We start from the raw sequence: 20,555 nt of genomic DNA, 5'->3' as shown, positions 1-20,555 counted from the left end.
TACTTCATTTCACAATTCACAAGAAAAAATAATGCACACAGAAAGCTTCTTTTATTTTTTTGTAAAAAATATCAGTGTTCAAACCTAATGAATACTGTTTGAATTCTTCTTGTGAGACAGGCATTACCTTCTTCGATGGAAAAACAGATACAGTAAAATGATTTTTCATATAATCTAGGTATCTTGTAATCTTTAAAGCACCTAGGTTGTTTTCACCGTAGAAGAAAGTCTTGTTATGAATAGACTCTTCGATTTGAGACAGCAGAAATATCCAAAAAACATTTTTAGCGGTAGAGCCTATAAATGAGTTACCCAGCAAAGGATGTATCTTTAGCAAATCACAATGTCCTTTTGGTTGGTTAGTGAAAAATAATTGAGAGTCGTTGAATAATGGCGATATTGATTGGAAACATTCGGTGTCTAAATTAACATAGAGTCCTCCATGAAGATACAATATCATGTATTTAGCTAGGTTTAAACGTTGCCGTTGGGTAAATACAGATTTATACAGCAGATAGAAATCAGAGAAATCAGAGAATAGTAAGCTCTCAACCTCAGCTGAACACCAAAGATGATAGTCCCAATCAGGATTATACTTTTTCCATGTATTGGAAAGTATCCTTAGATTACAGGGCATCATGTCCTCACTGTCTGCAATCCATATCTGATGTATGATCTTATTCATTAAAAACTAATTATTTTATGATACTACGTACAATGTTAAAACAGATGATCTTGTTTCCTGACAGGATTTGATCCAATAGTAGATTAGATTCAATAGGTAAACAATCTACCATAGTAGTTAGGTCACTAACAAATAACTCATCAAACCACGGGATGTTTTTATCGTTTAATACAGTCTTTCCATAATTGTAGTAATGAATTAGACCTTGCAATCCTGTATCAAATGAGAGATCCTCTAGTCTACGCAAGTCTTGCCGTAGGATATATCTATTAATACGTAAAATTGTTTCGGTTATATCTTTGTGTAGAAAACCATTTTCCAACAAATACACCAATCCCCAAGCTACACCAGCCAAACCTGTAGCTAAATCAACAGATTCTTTATACGAGAGATTCTCTAATAAATCCATAAGCAACCCTTCCGCTAATTCATTATACTCCGATTCTCCACTATAGTTACTATAATGGAAGAACAATATAATCATTCCCATTTTCCCATTGTATAATCCGACATTTGAGATTAAGTCCACCCTAAACAATGCTTGATGTGTTGCTTTAATAACCGTGTCTCGATCCAAATCAAATAAAAGATTCCGTACCATCCGTATTGTCATTTTTCTTATAAACACTCAGCTTCTTATCCCAAGCCCCGAAAAAATAATGCGCACAAAAGGCATTCTTTATCTTTCCATAGAATAAATCAGAACCAACACCTTTCCTATAGTTTTGAAAATCCTCCTTACAGACGGGAGAAACCAAATAAGAAGAAAGCGTAGATGCACCATATTCATCCCTTAACTGATTAATAAGCCTAGATAACATATATGGACCAGTAGTATTCAATACGATATCATCTCTATAGATCCTGTTTTTAACAGTAAAATCTATATCAGACAAGATGCGTAACCAGCCCTTATGATTATTAGATGAACCCATAAAGGCGTTTCCTACCACTCTCTGCTTTGATCCATTAAAACAGACCCAATGCTCAGGAGGTTCCATTCCCAAAAAGAATGACTTGTTTTCTACAAGAGGGTCTATAGATTTAAAACATTCAATATCTAAATCCACATAAACTCCACCATGGCAATATAAAATCATGTATCGAATCATATCCAATCTCTGTATATTAAAAGGTAAAGAATGATAAAGATTAGCCCACTCTGGGAAATAAGAATCCACCAATTCTACCATCTCCTTTTTATTCCAAAGGTGATATTCCCAATTTGGGTTAAATCTTTTCCACGTACATGAAAGGATCCTCAACTGGAAAGGTACATTATCACCATCCCATATTTGATGTATTACTTTTTCAATAGCCATAATCAAAACCTATCCTCATTAGCTAAAGATTCATACTTTTTGTTTATCTCAAGAAATGAGTCGAAACCCGATTTTAAAATCGTAGAGTACTCCTTTATGAGATTTTCCAACATTTTTCGATGCTCTAGCATGATCTCCGTAGCATTCCTAAGATAGATGCCACAGGTCTCTCTTAGCATATTGTATATATCATTCTTTAGATCTGAAGGAAATAAAGTCTCTAGTATAAGTAACTTATTATAGACAAAATAGTTTAGATCCATTTCGTATGGGAAACCAGTTCTGAATATATGGCCAATCTCCGTATCCTTGATAAGATAACATCCTCCTCCTTCCATCCAAGCTTTGATACTGATGTAGGGTTCCTCAAATCCATATTGTTTCAATCCTTCATAGCCTCTTATATACTGCCAATATCGTTTTGAGGAACAATAGGTTGCACCATATACACTGGGTATTTCAACAATCTCACGTTCGGGATGCAAATCTTTTCTCATCCACGTAGGATTTAAGATGTTATTCTTGTCTTGGAAATTGATATATGCGCCAAAATGCGGTTTTCCTTCGACAAAGTTTCCATTCAAGTCTAACGTCTTGCAATTAGCGCAATACACCGCTCGTTGATTGTCACTTGTCACCTCTACGATTCTTTTCCACCAGTCATTATCATAGAATCGCATATGTCCATCTACAGTCAAAAAATAATCGGTCTCTATCATTCCGATACCTAAATCTCGAGAAAAAGCAGGTCCTAAACGTTTTTTATTCACCATGTACTTAACCTTATATACCCTTCCGATCTCCTCATAATCAAAAGAGTCGGTCGAGGCATCATTGATCAGCAGGATGTCCACATTATCTCTTGCTGTTTCCCTAATGCTTTTAACGGTCTCGCATATTTCAGCACCTTCATTCAAAAAGGGTATGATTACTGTTAAATTCCTCATGGTTTTTGATCTTAATAAAAATATTCATCTATCTGTATATCCTAATCATTTTACGATTCCTGCATCTTCATCCACATAATTATAGATTTGTTTCTGCGATCCCTTGTACTTACGCCCTAGGTCAAAGTTCCAAGCAATACTGAGCCTTACCTGGTTTCCCTCGTTTCTTACGTAAGAAGCCGTACTCTTTTGAACGTACGCTGAGTTCAGTAACTCTTTTTGGGGTGTCCCATCTGGCAAGAACAGATTTTGCACGCTCAACTCATATTGTATGGATTTATGTCGATAGCGGAGCGAGATGTTTGCTCGAGCAGGAAAAATCAGAACTGTCTCACCTGACTGCATCTTTGACTTGATCGTATAAGAGGCAGATAAAGACCAGTCCTTATAATTTCCTTCCAATTGGAAGCCACCAAATGTATTGGTCAAAGATTGCTCAAAATTGTTTCCTTTGTCTATATATCGGTTCAGTACGCCAAAAGCAGACAGATTCAATCGATCTCTCACAACCTCCCAATTTGCATACAAATACCCTTGGATATGCTGATGGAACTTTTGATTCTCCGGATGATACTCTAAATAATGATGGCCTTGGTCTTCCCGCAGGTAAATAGAATTATTTATGAGGTTACGAGTGTACTGGTAGAACAACCGAGGGGCGAAGGAGAAAGCACCCTTACGAAAATTGAACGTAAAATTGTTGGCATAGGTCTCAGCAGGAACCACATTTGGATTTCCGACAAACAATTCATAAGGGTTTTGCCATTGCTTGAAATCACTCATATAATTCAGAGTAGGCAAAAATTGCAACATAAAAAAGTTATACCTAAATGAGATATTCTCCTTGAAAGAATAGGCTAGTGTTAGTATCGGTCGAAACTGCCACTTCGAAAAATGGGTATCCTCTTCCTTGAAATATATCCTAGAAAAGCCTGCCCCTACTTGATAGCTGAACTTGCTTAATGCACCTTGCAACTGGGCATACCCATACACGTCCGAATTATTCATCGTATTGGTAACATCCGCTCCCTCCATGGTATAAATATTCTCTGTGTGAGATTGCGTAAAGCGTAATCCGACGGAGAAATCAATAGCTTGACTGAACCGGTTCTCATAGATGGCTTCTGCTTGCAGAGTTTGTTTCTTTCCATCTGTATTGTATGAATAGTTATACAGGGATTCATTCTGATTATTTTCTTGATAGTTTCGAAAATAATCAGAGGAAATATACGTCGCTACCACATTAGTTAAAAAAGTTTGATTCTTACCGAGTTCTTGTTGAAAATAAAGATCAATTGATGGCGTATAATTTCTGTTTTTCGTATGAAGTAAAGAGGTGTAATTCATTTTGTTTAATTCATCTATTACATTTTGTTTTGAAACTTGATCAGGTACGCTAAATTGATTCCGAAAAACCACGTTAAAGACAGTCTTTTCCTCATTGTGCCAATTGTAAGAAAGAGATAGGTCATGTCTCTCCGATTTTATGGGTTCTTTCACTCCCTCTTTGGATAATACAAGTTTTTGATTCGGCAAAAACAGCTTCAAGTACTCATCCTTAAAACTGTCTTTATACTTCGAATAGGAGATACGGTAATTCAAGCCCAACTCCGACTTTCGGTTGTTGTATTTTAGAAAAACTTGGTCGTTCGTATAAGGTGAAGTAAGAGCTATCTGAGCATTTCCTCCAAGGGATAATCCATACTCTATTCGTTTCAGAACGAAATTTATCACGGTGCCGACATTGCCATAGCGCATGCCTGGCAAATCGATATATTCCACTTTTTTAATCTTTTGTGGATCGAGGGCAGTAATCTCATCTATTGTCACCTCAATATCATTAATGCGTAATTGTACGGGCCGATCGTTAATGGACGAAATTGAACGATCGCCCACATTTACGATTAATCCCGGCAGCATGAGTTGGTGAATCATCTCCAAGGCAGAGAACGACCTTTCTACGATTCCTATAGGGGGGAATATCACCTGTCGGTCCATTTTCGTATAATTGTCTGCCGAAACCACAATCTCATCCAATTGTTGAGTGACCGGAATAAGCTCGATAGTTCCAAAGTCTAGATTCTCCTGCGCATTCCTTACGTCTATCAAGGTTGAACGAAATCCTATATTGGAAAAACGCAATACATAATCGCCTACTTTGGGAATATTAATACGAAACTTTCCATCCGCTTGCGTTGCATCCTGGGAGACAACAACCGAGTCGGAATTTAGCGTAAGAATACTTACGCCCTCGATACATTCACCTGTTTCCTTATTAACGACTATTCCTGTTACAAGAATTGCATGAATATGAAAACTCACTAGCAAGGAGAAGAAAAGCAATAATTGTTTCATAGCACATTATCTATTTAAGGTGTAATCTTTGTTAGATTTTAGATTTCTTGCTTTGCAGAAACATTTGCTCCGCCCAAAGAAGTAGATATTTGTCGATAGACATACCCATATGTTGCATGGAGCATACTTTATGCAAATCTTTCCAATTTAACTCCATACACTTTTGGCTGCAAGGTCCCATACAAACAGGAAGCATCTTACAAGCCAAGCACATAGGATTCTCAAATGTAGTTCTACCAAGCCTTTTTGACAGAGTAACTTGATTCCACACGATATCTCCCGCATGGGTTAATATGCCTTCTGCATTTTCTTTCTTTAAGGTTCGCCCATTACAACGGTATACATTGCCATCATAATTTATGATGGCAAAATCATAATCTTCCGCAGGACAGGAATAATCTCGAATTTTCATATTCCCAGACTGAACCGTAAAGCCTTCTTTTTGGAATTTACGAATTGTTTCTAGCAATAAGGATCGTTGCTCTTTATCACCGGCAGATTCCATTGTTTGCCAGACACGTTCCATGTGGACTAAAAATTTACTACGATCCAAGCCTTGTAAATCCTTGATCAAAGGATCTATATTTCCCAAAGTCGCATCATCATAATTTATTCGAAGGGTTACCACAAAATCTTCTTCCAAAGCAGGAATGTTATCAGAGATAAGGTATAATGAATCCAGTATTTTATCGTATGTTTCCGCATTATTGATTTTCCCTATACGCACTTTGTCATGTTTCTCCTTGTTCCCATCCAATGTTATTTGAAACACAGGATTCGTTGATCGCAATTTGTCTATATTTTCCTTATTGATAAGGGTTCCATTGGTTATGAAAAACGAAGTGTAGTTTACACCAGCTCTTTTACAGATCTCACGAGCCTTATCTGCTAAAGGATATGCTATCTCATCGAAATAGAGTAAAGGTTCTCCTCCAAAGAAACTCAAAACGAAAGAGTCCACTTGTCTTAACTGAACTTTTTTCTCTATGTATTTCAATATGTTTTGCTTTACTTCATCGCCCATCTTCGAGTTTGCCACATGGCTCTCATAGCAATACCAACATTTTAAGTTACAGTCTTGAGTAGGATAAACCATCAATCGTAATCTTCGGCTAGGACTAAATGTCGCAATTTTATGCTTCAGTCTTATTTCTGCCAACTCATCCCGTTCGTCAGAGATCAAGAAACCACTACTTACTAAAGTATCATAATGCGATTTAAATGTTCTCTTGAAATCAGACTCTGCCATAGACATGAATGAGTCATATACATGATTACTTACACAGATGAGAGTATGTGTAAATGAGTTATAACAAATAACAAAACCTTTTTGCTTAACAAAGATATTATAATTACTTTTTTTCATAAACGTTTTCTTTTATGGCTACACAAAACTCGAACGCAGCGGTTCTAATATTAAAAATATCCGAACCGCCGTTCCTTTGATTAAGCCCCAGAGCAACCCGTTCCACATGTGTTACCACAATTATTACCACAATTGGTTCCACAGACACTACCACAATTAGATCCACAGCTACGTGTAGCCCCACCTCTTACAAGAAAAAGCTCATCATCAGAAAGGACAAGATCATCAAATAGTAGTCGTTCTTCTTTCTCTATTTGTCTCATAACATTATAGTTATAAAGTCTAAAATTCTCTCTCTAACACTTTTCCAAAATGGCAGAGAGTTTAACCAAAATGGAAATGTATACAACAGAATAAAATCGTCTTCCAAGAATGATATTTAAGGTTCTTTGAGGAAATATGGCACACCTCGTCCATTCTCAACCCAATACCATTCGTCTGTCTCTTCATCATAAATCCATTCACCACCCTTAATGGCGGAAAGTTCTTCCTTCGACAACAAATCACCAGTTTCCATATCTATATGCTTTTTAGTCTGTTACAAAAATATAAGTAAAATTTCGTACTATATCTAACAAACACCTAATTTTTGTCTAACAAAAAGCTAACAAAACGAGAAAAACGTATCTTTTTTAAGATTATTCATTATCTTCACATCCAAAATAACGAATATATCATGAAACACTCCTTATATATTACGACCATTATGTTGCTAGCCTTAACACTCTCCCAAGGATATTGGTTATACAATATATATAACGCTGAAAAATATAAAACGCAAGAAATCCTTGAAGAGCTATTCGAAGAGGCTATCAAGCAAGAAATGTCCAAGCGAATGGTTCGCAACAAACCGAAAGACCTCAGCAACCCCAAAAGAATCATAAGAAGAGCTAGTGATATGACACCAGAGGAACGAGCCAAGCTAAAAGGAGATACCATAACCTTATCACAAATAAAAAATCGGAATCTAAAAGATAACTATGCCGACCTTTTAACGCAACGTATGCAAGACGGTCTACGTAATGCGAATAAACCCTTAAAACCAAATGTATTAGACAGCCTATTCAATAAAACATTAACTGATCACAATTTACAAGCAATATCTTATATAGAAATATCAGACTCTACCCGGCAAACCGTAAATACGGTAGGAAAAAAATTCAACCTTTCATTTTATAAGTTCCAAACAGAAAAGCTTCCGATAGGAACGCAAGGATTACAATATGTACAGGCTTTCGTTAAATTACCTCTTTCTGACATTGTCCAACGAATGCTCTTGGCTTTTACCGTATCTTGTCTAATCATCCTTACCTCGGCGAGCTGCCTATATTATTTATTAAGAACAATACGTAAAGCCCACGCCCAACTCCGAGACCGTGAAATAGCCGTTCACAGCGCCATCCACGACTTGAAATCCCCGCTGAACACAACATATGCCTCTATAGATTTTATCGCTAGCCAAGAGAAAGAGCCGATGAAAGCTAACATATTAAATATCGGAAAAACACAAATCCGACAATTGATAGAGATCATCGAATCCATGCTATCCCTACTGAAAACAGCGGATGGAAAAGAGAGCGCACGAAGGTCGTCTATAGAAATCAAGTCATTTATCGAGCAAACGTATCAAGCGATAGTTAGGCTCTATCCTAACAAGAACCCCTTGTTCAAGCTTGAGAAAAGCGAGGATTTCCCCGACATGATCGAAGCTGATACCGTTCGTCTGGAACGTTGCCTACGGAATTTGCTAGAGAACGCATTGAAATATTCGGATGACGATGTACGAATCACCGTAACGTTGACTATGAAAAACAACCATTACCGAATAGCCATAAAAGACACCGGTTGGGGAATCCCCAAGAAAGCCCAGAAGAAACTCGGACAACAATTCTTCCGGGTGAAACAAGCCGACAAGCCAGCGCAACCGGGATATGGATTAGGGTTGAGTAGCGTAATGCTAATGGCTAAAGAAATGGGCGGCTCCCTAACTTTTCAGAGCGAGAAAAATGTAGGTTCAACATTTTTCATTAACTTGCCGGCCGAAAACACATAACACGATATGGAAGATAAGCTGAAAGTGATCTTTATTGAAGATGACCCAAACCTTGGATTAATCATCGTATTGGCCTTGCAAAGTAAAGGATACGAGGTTTACTACGCCAACACGTTAAGCGGTATTCAAGACATGATAGAAAAAGACTACCCTAATATCCTGCTTCTCGATCTGGAAGTTGGCAATCAAAACGCATTGGATTATTTGCCTTTTATTCGTTCAAAGCATCCTTCATTGCCTGTACTGATAGCCTCTTCCCACAACGAAGGGGAGGAAATAACACGCTGCTATGAAGCCGGAGCTAATCATTACACCAAAAAACCGTATGATATACAAGAAATAGATTTCCTAATCCAAAGGTTTTGTAAAAAGGCCAGTCCGATATCAAATAGTATATCTATTGGAGATTACCAACTGGAACTCTCCACTCATAAATTATTCTATAAACAAGAACAGTCAAAAACATTAAGTCCTAAAGATTTCAAGTTATTCTATCTGTTATCCGAGCAATTAAATCAGCCAGTAAGCAGAGAAAAGCTTTTTCATGAAATATGGGATGGGCAAGAAGTTCATGATAGCCTAAACAACAGCATCTCGCGTTTGCGCAAATTATTGGAAAAAGATACCACACTTTCAATAGATGCCGTAAAAGGAGTTGGATATATATTATCAAAAAAAGACCAACTCTCCTCATCGTAATTAAGGGGGCTTATTGTAGATTTCTAGATACGCCCTTGTTCCCTATCACATGATTCGGGAAAAACACGTACGACTTTTTTGAAAAACACGTACGACTTTTCCCAAAAACACGTACATGTTTTGAGTAAAAGATCATCCTGTTTTTAGCATACTAACAATCAGTATATTATATAATTCTTTTCATTACCAAACTTATTGTTTGGAATTTATATCGATCCTATAGGGACGTAGCGTGCAGCGTTTGCTACCTAAAGAGTTTTCATTATCTTCGCGGAAAATTAATTGAGATGTGGACGTTCTTTATCATACTTCCAATCCTGTATCTTGCAGGGAATATTTACATTTATCTAAAGGGAAAACAGGCTTTGAAAAGCCAGTCTACCGGAGTTAAAGTGTTGTTATCCATTGTTTTTTGGGGAGGAGCTTTATCGTTCTTCAGTAGTTTTCTATTCCGGAATCTGGATATGCCGGCTTCTTTCGCTCAAACGGTTTCTCAAGTAGGAACAGGATGGCTCGTGTTCACTTTATACATGGTATTGGCCTTGTTAGTATTTGATATCTTACGGCTTTTCCACCTACATTTCAAATACTCATTCTATTTATCCTTATTCTTAACACTCAGCTTATTAGGATATGGAAACTATAATTACCAACATCCTGATACACGAGTTATCAACATGGTTATCAACAAACCGGCCAATACCGATGGACAGCCGCTGAAGGTCGTAGCCATTAGCGACATACACTTAGGATACGCTACCAACAAGACAATGCTTGCCGGATATGTGGATATGATAAACGCCCAACGCCCGGACATCGTTCTTATCGGTGGAGACTTGATAGACAACAGTGTCGCACCTCTGCGATACGAGCATATGGAAGAGGAACTGTCCAAGATCTACGCCCCATTAGGCGTTTATATGGTACCGGGTAACCATGAGTATATCAGTGGCATAGAGGATAGCGAGAAATTCATAGCGCAGACGCCCATCGTACTTTTAAGGGATTCCGTGGCTATCTTGCCCAATCAGATCCAACTCATAGGACGGGACGACCGGCATAACAAAGGACGGAAAACTTTAGGTCAGCTTACCGAGAACCTTGATAAAAGCAAACCTGTTATCTTACTAGACCATCAACCCTACGATTTAGAGAAAACGGAAGAGGCTGGCGTAGACTTACAGTTTAGCGGACATACACATCGAGGACAAGTATGGCCGATGAACTGGATCGTGGATCATCTGTTCGAATTAAGTTACGGGATTAAAAAAATCGGAAATAGTACGATTTATGTCTCATCCGGCTTATCTTTGTGGGGACCGCCTTTCCGTATCGGAACGGACAGCGAGATGGTGGTGTTCAATATTACATTCAAAGAGTAAAGATGAAAGTATTTATTCAATCGATCGTAGCGCAGCTATTACTAAATCCGTATATTTTCTGGAGAGGATATCAAGCGCTTCCTCCTAAGAAAAGTTGCCGGATTCCTTTTATCTTGTTTTTCGTACTCGAACTATCGCTTTATTTTTTCGGATTTATTTTTAGGAATGAACTACCTGATAACGTGATAATCACGATCCAATACATCTGTAACACTTGGTATATAGCGTCCATTTATATCACTTTATCTCTCTTGGTACTTGAGTTGATCAGGCTCTCCCAACGTATCAAGCCATGGTTCCCCAAATGGATGAAAGAGCATTGGCAGCAAACCAAGCTAACCCTGTTTTTTCTTATCGTATTCGGTGTTACCGGTTTAATGATTCACGCATACCATACGGTAATGAATCCGATTGTTAAGAACGTATATATCACGTTGCCCAAAGCCGCGGGGGATCGGGATAGCCTGACTATTGTCATGATGAGCGACTTACATATCGGAGAGGTTATCGGGAAGGACTTGGTACAAAAATATGTGGCGCTCAGCAACGCACAGCATCCGGATATGGTGGTATTAGCGGGGGATATCATGGATTATGAATCCCGGTTCGCAGAAAACGCCCACATCGAGGATGATTTAAAACAATTAAAAGCTCCGTTGGGCGTATATATCGTTTACGGGAATCATGAATACCGGGCAAACCGGAACGCGAAATATCGTTGGCTGCAAAAGACCGGAGGTACGCTACTAATAGACTCGGTGGTCCAACCGGACTCAACTTTTTATTTGATAGGGAGGGATGATTTCATCAACAAGAAACGAAAACCGCTTCATTCGTTGATGGAAGGATTGAATACGGAGAGACCGATTATTGTATTAGACCATCAACCTTGGTCGTTCGCCGAGATGAATATGAATGGGGTGGATTTGGGGCTGCACGGACATACGCATAACGGGCAGTTATGGCCTTATCCCCTGCTGATGAAACTTGTGTATGAATGCCCGTACGGATATTATAAGAAAGGGCCTACGCAATTCTATGTATCTTCCGGCATTGGTATAGCAGGACCTCCTTATCGGGTGGGAACCGTCTCGGAATTGGTCGTATTGCATATCCGCTTCAAAGCCCCCAAACAGACTGGCGAAAGAGGGAAAAGCACGATGCCCATTCAAGGGAGCTGACAATGGGCATCGTAAGCTGGCTTGAATGGGCATCGGCAGAAACCCGCTTATTCGGTACCCTTGGTGGCCGCTTCCAACTCAACCGGCACGCTCAATGTACGCCTGTATAAATCCGGATCGCCCAATACCTCCAACGCTTTCTCCAATACAAGATCATCTTTCAAGCTTTCTTGCAACTCTCCTCGTTGGTAATAATAACGTTTTACGATCTCGGCGGCCATTACTCGTTTCACCTCATCCTTGAAACGATCGAAATCTTTTTCCAGATTAGGAGTCAGCTTAGCCTCTAATTCCTTGAACGCAGTAGAATCCTCCTCCAGATACCCCTCGAACTCAGCCACTTCTTTCAAGTTCTTCAATACTTTCTCGCTTTGGCGGTCATAGGTGAAATTCTTGGACTTGGCGTATTGCTTCAAAGCTTCGAAATCCTCATCGGAAACCGTAAATTCCTCGATGGGAGCGATCGTCTTATGCTTTTGTACCCAATCCGTAACGAAGTCGAACAAGACCGTATCCGCCGCCAAATAATACATCATGGTAGGCACTTTCGGCTCCTTCACCTCAAACTCCGGACGTACGCCACCCCCATCACGAACCGGACGCTTCTTGGACGTATAGAATACGGAAGTCAAGCTATCCGGAATAGCAGCCACGCTACCATCCTCTTTCCGGTGCGAATAATCGATTTGCTGGATGCAACGACCACTCGGGATATAGTATTTACTCATCGTGATTTTCACTTTCCCATTATAAGGCAGGTCACGAGGAGCTTGCACCAACCCCTTACCAAACGAACGTTGTCCCACCAACACGGCACGATCCATATCCTGCAAAGATCCCGATACGATCTCAGCGGCGGAAGCCGTACCTCCATTGATCAATATAGCCAACGGCATTACCGTATCCAAAGGCTCCGTAGAGGTTCGGTACGTACGATCCCATTGCTTGATCTTTCCTTTCGTTGAAAGCACCTCGCTGCCTTTCGGTACGAACATACCTACGATTTGTACGGCACCTTCCAGCACGCCGCCGCCGTTACCGCGCAAATCCAGTACCAAAGACTTAATATTATGATTTTTCTTTAAATCCAAGAATGCCTCTTTCACCTCTTGAGCACTCTTGATAGTAAATGCCTTTAGATAAATATAACCGATACTGTCATTCTTAACCCCGTAGTAAGTAACTTGAGGTGTCGTGATCTGCTTACGGGTAATCTCGAACTTCCGGGGTTTCTTCTCGCCCGGACGTTGGATCGTCAAAACCATCTTCGTATTCGGAACACCTTTCAACAACTCGCTGACCCGGGAGTTTGTCGCCTTGGAAACATCGATCGTATCGATCGCCAAGATCAGATCGCCCGGCTTCAGACCCGCTAAATCGGCCGGCATTCCCTCGGTAGGCTCGGCAATCATCACGCCTCCCTCGTTGTTACGCTGACGGATCAAGGAACCGATACCTCCGTATTCGCCGGTCGTCATCAGACTCAATTCCTCCGTTTTTTGCTCAGGATAGTATTCCGTATAAGGATCTAAACCAGCCAACATTGCCTCGATTCCCCGCTGAACGGTTTTATCCACATCCACTGAATCCACGTAGAACATCTCTACTTCTTTCAATAAAGAATTGAAAATGTCTAGGTTCTTACTCACCTCAAAGCGGTTATCTTTTTGCGCCCATCCCGGCACTACGCTACTTGCGACGAACAGCAAGCAAAATAAACCTATAATTCCTCTTCGTTGAACCAATCTGTACATACAATATTTAGTTAATTAACGGCATAAATGTAAGGAATAATACGCCGCCTAAGCCAATATCCCTTTTACTTTTAACTTTATTTGTTCCCATTTATCATACGGAATCTCCGGGCCAACCACGTCGATCACATAGCCCGCCAACATCGATCCGATGCGTGCGGATTGTACCAAAGACGCTCCTATGGATTGACCGTACAAGAATCCGGCGGCGAAGTTATCACCGGCGCCAGTCGTATCAACAGGCTTGCCCCCCTCAGCCGGGACAGAATAAAATTGACCATGACTACCGATCAAGGCACCTTCCTTTCCCAAAGTGACCAATGAGACCTCTACCAACTCAGACAAGGTATGTACGGCCTCAGCAGCCTTCTGCCCGGTAAAAGCCTCAGCCTCACTCTCATTAGAGAACAAAATATCCACATATTTAGGAATGATATCCTCCAGCATTCCTTTAAAAGCATTCACGATATTGAAGTTCGACAAATCCAGCGCTACTTTCAAGCCCAACTTTTTAGCCTTCTCCATCGTAGAACGAACCAACGGTTCGTTTACGAGCAAGTAACCTTCTATATAAATACATTGATATTTACTTAGCATCTCCTCGGTGATCTCATCCGGGGTTATTGTCGGGGCCGGGCCAAGGAAAGTCCCCATCGTACGTTCCCCATCCGGAGAAATCATCACCGTACAGCTACCTGTAAGTCCGTCCGTCTTGATAAAATAGGAAGTGACACCCGCTTTTTCCAACGCATCCTCATAAAATCCGCCGATCGAATCATCCCCGATCTTACCGATAAAACCGGAATTCGCCCCTAAAGAAGACATCGAACGCATCGTGTTGCAGACAGATCCTCCCGGGGTTTGCGTACGTGGCAAGCCGGCTAAAGTTGTACGGATAGCGATCATTTGTTCCCTGTTAATCATATCCATAGCTCCTTTCTGTATCCCGATTTCCGATAGGACATCATCATTTTCAAGCCTCAATAAAACGTCAACCAAAGCGTTTCCTAAACCTATTGTATTCATTTTTTCGTAATTTTTTTCGCAAAGATATTGCATATTTCGAAAATACCCCGTACTTTTGCAGTGCAATTTCAGAAAGGGGTTACGGAATAACCTTTGAAAGAGCGAAAAATTCTTCCTTAGCTCAGTTGGTTAGAGCATCTGACTGTTAATCAGAGGGTCCTTGGTTCAAGTCCAAGAGGAAGAGCGAAAAGACATCGGGAAAGACTGAAAAACATTCTTCTTTAGCTCAGTTGGTTAGAGCATCTGACTGTTAATCAGAGGGTCCTTGGTTCAAGTCCAAGAAGAAGAGCGAAAAGAGTTTTCATATAGAGATTAAAAAGTTAAAAACTGATTCTTCCTTAGCTCAGTTGGTTAGAGCATCTGACTGTTAATCAGAGGGTCCTTGGTTCAAGTCCAAGAGGAAGAGCAAAAAGAGAGAGATACCTATTAATAGGTATCTCTTTTTTCTTTTGTTCTTTTTCCGTTATTCACAGGGTTTTCAACAGGGTTATTAACAACCCTGTAATCCTCCTACCCTCTCCAAGCGATTAAAAATAAGTTCTTTAATTCTTCCGCAAGGACTCCACGACGCATATTGGGAAGATGAACGTTATCCCGCAAATCAGCGGGCATGTCTTTAATAAGTACATCCGACTCCTGCGAAGCCTTATAAATAAACTCCGTATCAAATAAAAAGCGATTCACCTGAGTTGAGGCCAAAAACGATTTTCCCCGCTGGTTAAAACCTTTCAAACCTCCTTGAGCATCCGTATGCGTTAATCCTAGAAGCGTAAAATTCAATATACGGGAAGCATAACTCATAATCTTTCTTCGAGTACTTAAATGGGTATAATAAGTATGATTCCGCACGGCGATAACGACATCATATCCCGATTCCAACCATTCTACCATCCGGCAGATAGAATCCGCCTCATACGGAAAATCATAATCCGTATATAAAGTAATGGATGAGGTGGAATGAGACAAGCCAGCCCTAACAGCGGCTCCTTTTCCCTTATTCGTATCATAACTTACGATCATCGTATCAGGGAGAGCCTCCAGAAGACGTCCCACCGCATCCTTCGTAAATCCTCTCTTCGAAGCGTCATTCACGACGATAAAACGAAGTGAGCGACCTTTAAGCATCTTTACCAATTCCGCATGTTTCTCGATCATCAAACGTTCCCAGCCTTCTTGTGGGTTATAACAAGGCAAGATAAGGTCGATCGCCTCCTCTTTACCCGGGAGAGTCTTCGGCCGATGAAGCGGCTCTGAAAAATCCAATGTCAATTGCTCCCATACGATCTTAAACCAGATCAACACACAAGGTAGTGCTTTCAACGCATAAGGAATAACATACGTTTTCCGGATATAACAGGGAAATATATCTGTAGGGGAAAGGGATGTCAGAATAAAACAGAAAACGAATAGTACCGTATTCAAGACAGGAGTCGTCTTACGGGTAGGCGTACCTATATACCAAAGGCAGACGGCTATCATGGCTCCCAAATATCCGCTATTCTCTGTTCCGGAGCTAAAAAGAACCATGAACAAAAGAGTAGAGCAAAGAAAATGCATGCGGAACCGCCGGTTATCATATTGATTTATCCTAAAATAAGGAGCAATAAATAAAAGTAGCCCGGGGATAACCAACCAGAGATCACTATACGTATTGACTCCCGAAATCTTACGAACCATCCCCAACAAAGAGATATTTGTATAAGGAGTAAATAAATTCTCTACATTCTTATCGAGAAGTACCTCATACCATTTCACGTATTGACTTACCACATATTGAGGAGACGTATATAACATCGGAAGAACATACAAGACTATGCCCCAGAAAATAAGTCCTTTCAAAAAGGCGATCCGGCGTTTTGAGAATAGCAGGAAAGCAAGACCGACAATGCCATAAATCTTAGTCATCGTACCCAAGACAATCATTAGCGCCGCCCAAAACTCCTGTTTCCGCTCAATAAAAATAAACGAGAATAAAATCATGCCGGCTATGGCTATGTTAAATTGCTGCATAAGAACACACGTAAATAACTCATTCAAGCATACCCAAATGACAAACGCCTGTTTCCAATCCGCCAATCCGAGTTTACGGATAGCCATATAAAGCAGCAAGCTATTCGCGAGACACCATAGCAACATCCCGATATAAGGAGAGAAGAGGGAGAAAGGCGCTATTATAGCCGTAAAAGGAATCCCGTATAAAAACCGGTCGTGGTATTCATTCGGATAATATATATAAAGGTCTTTCAACTCTAACGCATGGAAAAAGGAAGCCCTATAAATCATAAAGTTATTATAAGTCCTTCCCACAGGTAATTTCAATAAGCAAGCGACAAGGGCCGTCGCAAACCAAACAAATCCGACAAACCTCGGATTCTTAAATATCGGGCGTCTAAAAAATACTCTCAACATATCCTTTTTTATTCGTTACAACTCCACTTTCAAATAAAACTTCTGACAGCCTATATGTTCAAAAGACTCGCCAACGCATAAAAACCCCTATCTAAAACAGTAGAAAAAACGTAAAAAGCATTTTTTTAAGTATTATCTTCGCGACATGGGAAAGAATAAATTAGCTAAGTTTGACGATATGGCGGGCTATCCGCACGTATTCCAATACCCTTTCGCCGCCCTACAAGAAAAAGGGTTTGATATGAAAGGACAGTGGCATGAACGTTTTTTCAAGAACGACCATCCTATTGTTTTGGAATTGGGATGTGGAAAAGGGGAATATACCGTAGGTTTGGGAAAGCTTTTCCCAAATAAGAATTTTATTGGTGTCGATATCAAGGGAGCACGTATGTGGACCGGCGCGAAAGAATCGCTGGAAACCGGGATGAAGAACGTGGCTTTCCTACGTACGAGTATCGAATTGATTTCCTATTTCTTCGCTCCGGGCGAAGTAGCCGAGATCTGGATCACATTTCCAGACCCTCAAATGAAAAAGGTCAACAAGCGTCTGACTGGAACCCGTTTTATGAAAATGTATCGGGAAATCCTTTCCGGAGATGGTATTATCCATTTAAAAACGGACAGTAACTTCATGTATACCTATACGTGCGAGATGGTAAAAACGAACCATTATCCCGTATTGTTCAGTACAGACGACCTATATCATTCCAATCTGGCGGATGAGATCTTATCCATCAAGACCTATTACGAGCAACAATGGCTGGATCGTGGCTTAAACATCAAATACATCAAATTTGTTTGTGAGGAAAGAGAGCGATTGGTGGAACCTGACGTAGAAATAGCGTTAGATCCTTATCGTAGCTTTAATCGCAGTAAACGAAGCGCTTTGGCTTCTGGTAAATAAAAGAATGACTTAAAAAAATCAACAGATATGACAATCTATCCGAATCTGATTATTGAGGCGTTGAAGAACGTTCGTTACCCGGGTACGGGAAAGGACATCGTTTCCATGGGCCTCGTAGAAGACAACATTCGTATCGATGGTATGAATGTCACCTTCTCGTTATTATTCGAGAAGCCAAATGATCCGTTTATCCGCTCCGTAGTAAAAGCCGCGGAGACAGCTATCTTAACCTATGTAAGCCCGGAGGTGAATATCAAGGGAAACATCACGGTAAAAGCCCGTCAGTTAGCTCGCCCGGAACCGGATAAATTATTACCGCAAGTAAAAAATATTATCGCCGTATCTTCCGGTAAAGGAGGAGTTGGTAAAAGTACCGTTGCCGCTAATCTAGCTGTCGCATTGGCTTTACAAGGATATAAGGTAGGATTGCTGGATGCCGATATATTCGGGCCGTCCCAACCCAAGATGTTCAACCTAGAAGAGGCTCGCCCTTATATGGAAGAGGTAGAGGGCAGGGAACTGATCAAGCCGGCCGAAAATTATGGTGTCAAGATGTTATCCATCGGCTTCTTCGTAAATAAAAACGACGCGGTCCTATGGCGTGGAGCAATGGCTAGCAACGCATTGAAGCAATTGATCGGCGACGCCAACTGGGGTGAGCTTGATTATTTCTTAATCGATTTACCTCCCGGAACGAGTGATATCCATTTGACAATGGTACAAACACTAGCGATAACCGGAGCCGTGGTGGTAAGTACGCCGCAAGAGGTTGCTTTAGCGGACGCTCGTAAGGGTATCAGCATGTTCACTGGAGATAAGGTTAATGTCCCTGTTTTAGGATTGATCGAGAATATGGCTTGGTTTACCCCTGCGGAATTACCGGAAAACAAATATTATATATTCGGAAAGGAAGGTTGTAAACGCCTAGCTGAGGAACTGAACGTGCCGTTACTGGGACAGATTCCTATCGTACAAAGTATCTGCGAAGGAGGAGATCAAGGTAAGCCGGTAGCGTTGAACCCGGACTCGATCACAGGAAAGGCATTCCAAGAATTGGCCGAGAATGTAGTCAAGCAAATAGACTATCGCAACGAGCATCTGGCTCCGACAGAGCGAGTAATTGTAACCAAGAAATAAAGATGATTTATACGTATATACGTGTGGTCTCGCACGTATATACGTATCGTCCTACACGTACGCTCGCATGGGCCTACGCCTATATACGTATCAGCCTATGCGAACGTACGTATAAATTCAGCCCACAATATACTTGGCTTTCTTACCGCAAATCTTCCTGATACCCAATACGATCAACCAAGATACAGCGAATGCTACCACAGAAGCGGCAGGAATCTGTAAACCCAATGGGATATTCAAGGCTCTCGCCAACAGCACACTGGGTCCCGTAAAGAAATAATGTACCATATAGATACCGAAACCGCATATGGTTAAGTTCGCCAACATTCGCTTAATCGTATCCGACTTAACATTTACCTTCTTCGCCAGTAAGAAGATAGGAATCGTCATCATCACCACATTGGGAGAACAATAATAAAAGAATAACTCTAACTGTTCCTCCGTGTAAGCAGGCAAAGCGGTCGTATAGCGGAAACCGAAGAAAGTAATGGCATAGCCTACGACAAACATAGGAATGCCTATCCCAACGATCTTTCCTAACGACCAATCATGATTCCTCAGATAATGCCCCAATAGCAAGTAACCGTTAAACCCGGCGAAATAATAAAGCATACTGAATTCATTCCATGAGCATCCACCCCAAATGTAAGGAGATACGAATTCCCGATAATAAGGAATAAACAAAGTCACTCCCCAACCTGCCAGAAACCATAATTTCGCCTTATCCGAAACTTTCTCGACCCAAGCGGAGAAGATCGGCAAATAAAGATATAAACCTATCAGTAAATAGATATACCACATATGTACATCCAACAATGAGAAATTGAACGGTATCTGGGCGATATAGCCTAAAGACACACTCAACGATTGACGAGTCACCTCTTCTCCCGAATAAGGGAAAAAATCAAGAATAAGTTCCGGCCTCAAACCAAGCAGCCCCGTAAACCAAGGAAATAAATTATAAATAACAGACCAAATCAAGAAAGGCCAGAATACACGCAATATCCTTTTCTTATAGAAAATAGAAGTCTCTTCCCGGACCGGTAGCAACAAGGCTCCCGTAATCATAACGAACAGAGGTACACAAGGACGAAGAAAAGCCCCATAGGCAGCTCCCCAAAACTTAATATTCCCAATAATCGGAGAATCTCCGGGATAGAAATTAAACGGGTCTGTACAATGACAGCAAACAACAGTAAACATGGCTATCAAGCGTACGACATCCAGCCAAACTACGTGTGTTTTCACGGTAGGATTTGTTACATTTTGCATAAAGTAGATCGATTGTGTTTAGATTGACGGCGAAAATACAAAATAATCCAGCCGAATAGGAGA

The 20,555-nt window shown here is 40.6% G+C and carries 17 protein-coding genes and 3 tRNA genes; 9 read left to right on the top strand and 11 right to left on the bottom strand.

Translation table 11 applies throughout. The features are described 5' to 3' along the window. Positions 1 to 16: 16 nt before the first annotated feature. From DWY79_RS05985 to DWY79_RS22695, 7 genes are all read right to left on the bottom strand, one after another. Positions 17 to 685 (bottom strand): glycosyltransferase family 32 protein, encoded by a 669-nt coding sequence (locus DWY79_RS05985; protein ID WP_122144029.1) that lies wholly within the window; start codon positions 683 to 685, stop codon positions 17 to 19. A 10-nt stretch (positions 686 to 695) separates the two neighbouring features. Continuing rightward, positions 696 to 1,286 (bottom strand): lanthionine synthetase LanC family protein, encoded by a 591-nt coding sequence (locus tag DWY79_RS05980; protein ID WP_158593838.1) that lies wholly within the window; start codon positions 1,284 to 1,286, stop codon positions 696 to 698. Continuing rightward, complete coding sequence (locus DWY79_RS05975) at positions 1,264 to 2,007, bottom strand: glycosyltransferase family 32 protein (RefSeq protein ID WP_122144031.1); 744 nt, start codon at positions 2,005 to 2,007, stop codon at positions 1,264 to 1,266. The genes DWY79_RS05980 and DWY79_RS05975 overlap by 23 nt, the downstream gene beginning before the upstream one ends. A 2-nt stretch (positions 2,008 to 2,009) precedes the next feature. After that, on the bottom strand, positions 2,010 to 2,954 hold the full coding sequence (locus DWY79_RS05970) for a glycosyltransferase family 2 protein (RefSeq protein ID WP_122144032.1): 945 nt from the start codon (positions 2,952 to 2,954) through the stop codon (positions 2,010 to 2,012). 45 nt (positions 2,955 to 2,999) lie between these two features. Beyond that, the gene (locus DWY79_RS05965; RefSeq protein WP_122144033.1) at positions 3,000 to 5,309 is read right to left on the bottom strand and encodes an outer membrane beta-barrel protein; all 2,310 of its coding nucleotides are present in this window, start codon (positions 5,307 to 5,309) and stop codon (positions 3,000 to 3,002) included. A gap of 31 nt (positions 5,310 to 5,340) precedes the next feature. Next, entirely contained in the window at positions 5,341 to 6,675 is a 1,335-nt protein-coding gene (locus DWY79_RS05960) for a radical SAM/SPASM domain-containing protein (protein WP_122144034.1), read from the bottom strand. Positions 6,676 to 7,054: 379 nt separating this feature from the next. Then, positions 7,055 to 7,192, bottom strand: a complete 138-nt coding sequence (locus tag DWY79_RS22695) for a hypothetical protein (protein WP_181987512.1) — start codon at positions 7,190 to 7,192, stop codon at positions 7,055 to 7,057. A 159-nt stretch (positions 7,193 to 7,351) separates the two neighbouring features. Here DWY79_RS22695 and DWY79_RS05955 point away from each other — a divergent pair, with 159 nt between their 5' ends. The 4 genes from DWY79_RS05955 (at position 7,352) to DWY79_RS05940 (ending at position 11,990) form a co-directional block, all read left to right on the top strand. Next, the gene (locus DWY79_RS05955) at positions 7,352 to 8,728 is read left to right on the top strand and encodes a sensor histidine kinase KdpD (RefSeq protein ID WP_122144064.1); all 1,377 of its coding nucleotides are present in this window, start codon (positions 7,352 to 7,354) and stop codon (positions 8,726 to 8,728) included. A gap of 6 nt (positions 8,729 to 8,734) precedes the next feature. Next, positions 8,735 to 9,427 (top strand): response regulator transcription factor, encoded by a 693-nt coding sequence (locus DWY79_RS05950; RefSeq protein ID WP_122144036.1) that lies wholly within the window; start codon positions 8,735 to 8,737, stop codon positions 9,425 to 9,427. Positions 9,428 to 9,714: 287 nt separating this feature from the next. Continuing rightward, complete coding sequence (locus DWY79_RS05945; RefSeq protein ID WP_122369016.1) at positions 9,715 to 10,809, top strand: metallophosphoesterase; 1,095 nt, start codon at positions 9,715 to 9,717, stop codon at positions 10,807 to 10,809. Positions 10,810 to 10,811: 2 nt separating this feature from the next. Continuing rightward, positions 10,812 to 11,990, top strand: coding sequence for a metallophosphoesterase (locus tag DWY79_RS05940; protein ID WP_122369015.1), 1,179 nt, complete (start codon positions 10,812 to 10,814; stop codon positions 11,988 to 11,990). A gap of 47 nt (positions 11,991 to 12,037) precedes the next feature. Here DWY79_RS05940 and DWY79_RS05935 read toward each other — a convergent pair whose 3' ends face one another. Both DWY79_RS05935 and DWY79_RS05930 read right to left on the bottom strand, forming a co-directional pair. Continuing rightward, entirely contained in the window at positions 12,038 to 13,744 is a 1,707-nt protein-coding gene (locus DWY79_RS05935) for a S41 family peptidase (RefSeq protein ID WP_005867822.1), read from the bottom strand. 48 nt (positions 13,745 to 13,792) lie between these two features. Next, a complete protein-coding gene (locus tag DWY79_RS05930; protein WP_009016953.1) occupies positions 13,793 to 14,770 on the bottom strand; it encodes an adenosine kinase in 978 nt (325 codons plus the stop codon). 110 nt (positions 14,771 to 14,880) lie between these two features. On the opposite strand from DWY79_RS05930, the gene DWY79_RS05925 reads away from it, so the two are divergent. The 3 genes from DWY79_RS05925 to DWY79_RS05915 all read left to right on the top strand — a co-directional run bounded on the left by DWY79_RS05925 (position 14,881) and on the right by DWY79_RS05915 (position 15,176). Then, positions 14,881 to 14,954, top strand: a tRNA-Asn gene (locus DWY79_RS05925). A 31-nt stretch (positions 14,955 to 14,985) separates the two neighbouring features. Further along, a tRNA-Asn gene (locus DWY79_RS05920) sits at positions 14,986 to 15,059 on the top strand. Between the two features lie 43 nt (positions 15,060 to 15,102). Beyond that, a tRNA-Asn gene (locus DWY79_RS05915) sits at positions 15,103 to 15,176 on the top strand. Positions 15,177 to 15,280: 104 nt separating this feature from the next. On the opposite strand, the gene DWY79_RS05910 is transcribed toward DWY79_RS05915, so the two are convergent. Continuing rightward, positions 15,281 to 17,179, bottom strand: coding sequence for a glycosyltransferase 87 family protein (locus DWY79_RS05910; RefSeq protein ID WP_122369014.1), 1,899 nt, complete (start codon positions 17,177 to 17,179; stop codon positions 15,281 to 15,283). A gap of 145 nt (positions 17,180 to 17,324) precedes the next feature. Between DWY79_RS05910 and trmB the strand changes: the two genes are divergently transcribed. Both trmB and DWY79_RS05900 read left to right on the top strand, forming a co-directional pair. Further along, on the top strand, positions 17,325 to 18,083 hold the full coding sequence (gene trmB / locus DWY79_RS05905) for a tRNA (guanosine(46)-N7)-methyltransferase TrmB (protein WP_122114796.1): 759 nt from the start codon (positions 17,325 to 17,327) through the stop codon (positions 18,081 to 18,083). 27 nt (positions 18,084 to 18,110) lie between these two features. Then, positions 18,111 to 19,220 carry an Mrp/NBP35 family ATP-binding protein gene (locus DWY79_RS05900; protein WP_005859141.1) on the top strand — a complete coding sequence of 370 codons (1,110 nt, stop codon included), beginning with the start codon at positions 18,111 to 18,113 and terminating at the stop codon, positions 19,218 to 19,220. A gap of 117 nt (positions 19,221 to 19,337) precedes the next feature. On the opposite strand, the gene DWY79_RS05895 is transcribed toward DWY79_RS05900, so the two are convergent. Beyond that, positions 19,338 to 20,492: an acyltransferase gene (locus DWY79_RS05895; protein WP_122369013.1), complete on the bottom strand. Its 1,155-nt coding sequence runs from the start codon at positions 20,490 to 20,492 to the stop codon at positions 19,338 to 19,340. Positions 20,493 to 20,555: the final 63 nt, after the last annotated feature.

The organism is Parabacteroides sp. AF27-14, assembly GCF_003635425.1.
Taxonomy (GTDB): domain Bacteria; phylum Bacteroidota; class Bacteroidia; order Bacteroidales; family Tannerellaceae; genus Parabacteroides; species Parabacteroides distasonis.
Note: the sequence above shows the minus strand (reverse complement) of the source record. Positions and strands in the feature narration are given on the sequence as shown.

Coding starts and splice junctions, on each gene's coding strand:
- DWY79_RS05980 (WP_158593838.1), bottom strand. CDS start 1,286: ATGGTACGGAATCTTTTATTTGATTTGGATCGAGACACGGTTATTAAA.
- DWY79_RS05940 (WP_122369015.1), top strand. CDS start 10,812: ATGAAAGTATTTATTCAATCGATCGTAGCGCAGCTATTACTAAATCCG.
- DWY79_RS05975 (WP_122144031.1), bottom strand. CDS start 2,007: ATGGCTATTGAAAAAGTAATACATCAAATATGGGATGGTGATAATGTA.
- DWY79_RS05935 (WP_005867822.1), bottom strand. CDS start 13,744: ATGTACAGATTGGTTCAACGAAGAGGAATTATAGGTTTATTTTGCTTG.
- DWY79_RS05945 (WP_122369016.1), top strand. CDS start 9,715: ATGTGGACGTTCTTTATCATACTTCCAATCCTGTATCTTGCAGGGAAT.
- DWY79_RS05970 (WP_122144032.1), bottom strand. CDS start 2,954: ATGAGGAATTTAACAGTAATCATACCCTTTTTGAATGAAGGTGCTGAA.
- DWY79_RS05965 (WP_122144033.1), bottom strand. CDS start 5,309: ATGAAACAATTATTGCTTTTCTTCTCCTTGCTAGTGAGTTTTCATATT.
- DWY79_RS05985 (WP_122144029.1), bottom strand. CDS start 685: ATGAATAAGATCATACATCAGATATGGATTGCAGACAGTGAGGACATG.
- DWY79_RS05955 (WP_122144064.1), top strand. CDS start 7,352: ATGAAACACTCCTTATATATTACGACCATTATGTTGCTAGCCTTAACA.
- DWY79_RS05930 (WP_009016953.1), bottom strand. CDS start 14,770: ATGAATACAATAGGTTTAGGAAACGCTTTGGTTGACGTTTTATTGAGG.
- trmB (WP_122114796.1), top strand. CDS start 17,325: ATGGGAAAGAATAAATTAGCTAAGTTTGACGATATGGCGGGCTATCCG.
- DWY79_RS05960 (WP_122144034.1), bottom strand. CDS start 6,675: ATGAAAAAAAGTAATTATAATATCTTTGTTAAGCAAAAAGGTTTTGTT.
- DWY79_RS05910 (WP_122369014.1), bottom strand. CDS start 17,179: ATGTTGAGAGTATTTTTTAGACGCCCGATATTTAAGAATCCGAGGTTT.
- DWY79_RS05895 (WP_122369013.1), bottom strand. CDS start 20,492: ATGCAAAATGTAACAAATCCTACCGTGAAAACACACGTAGTTTGGCTG.
- DWY79_RS05950 (WP_122144036.1), top strand. CDS start 8,735: ATGGAAGATAAGCTGAAAGTGATCTTTATTGAAGATGACCCAAACCTT.
- DWY79_RS05900 (WP_005859141.1), top strand. CDS start 18,111: ATGACAATCTATCCGAATCTGATTATTGAGGCGTTGAAGAACGTTCGT.
- DWY79_RS22695 (WP_181987512.1), bottom strand. CDS start 7,192: ATGGAAACTGGTGATTTGTTGTCGAAGGAAGAACTTTCCGCCATTAAG.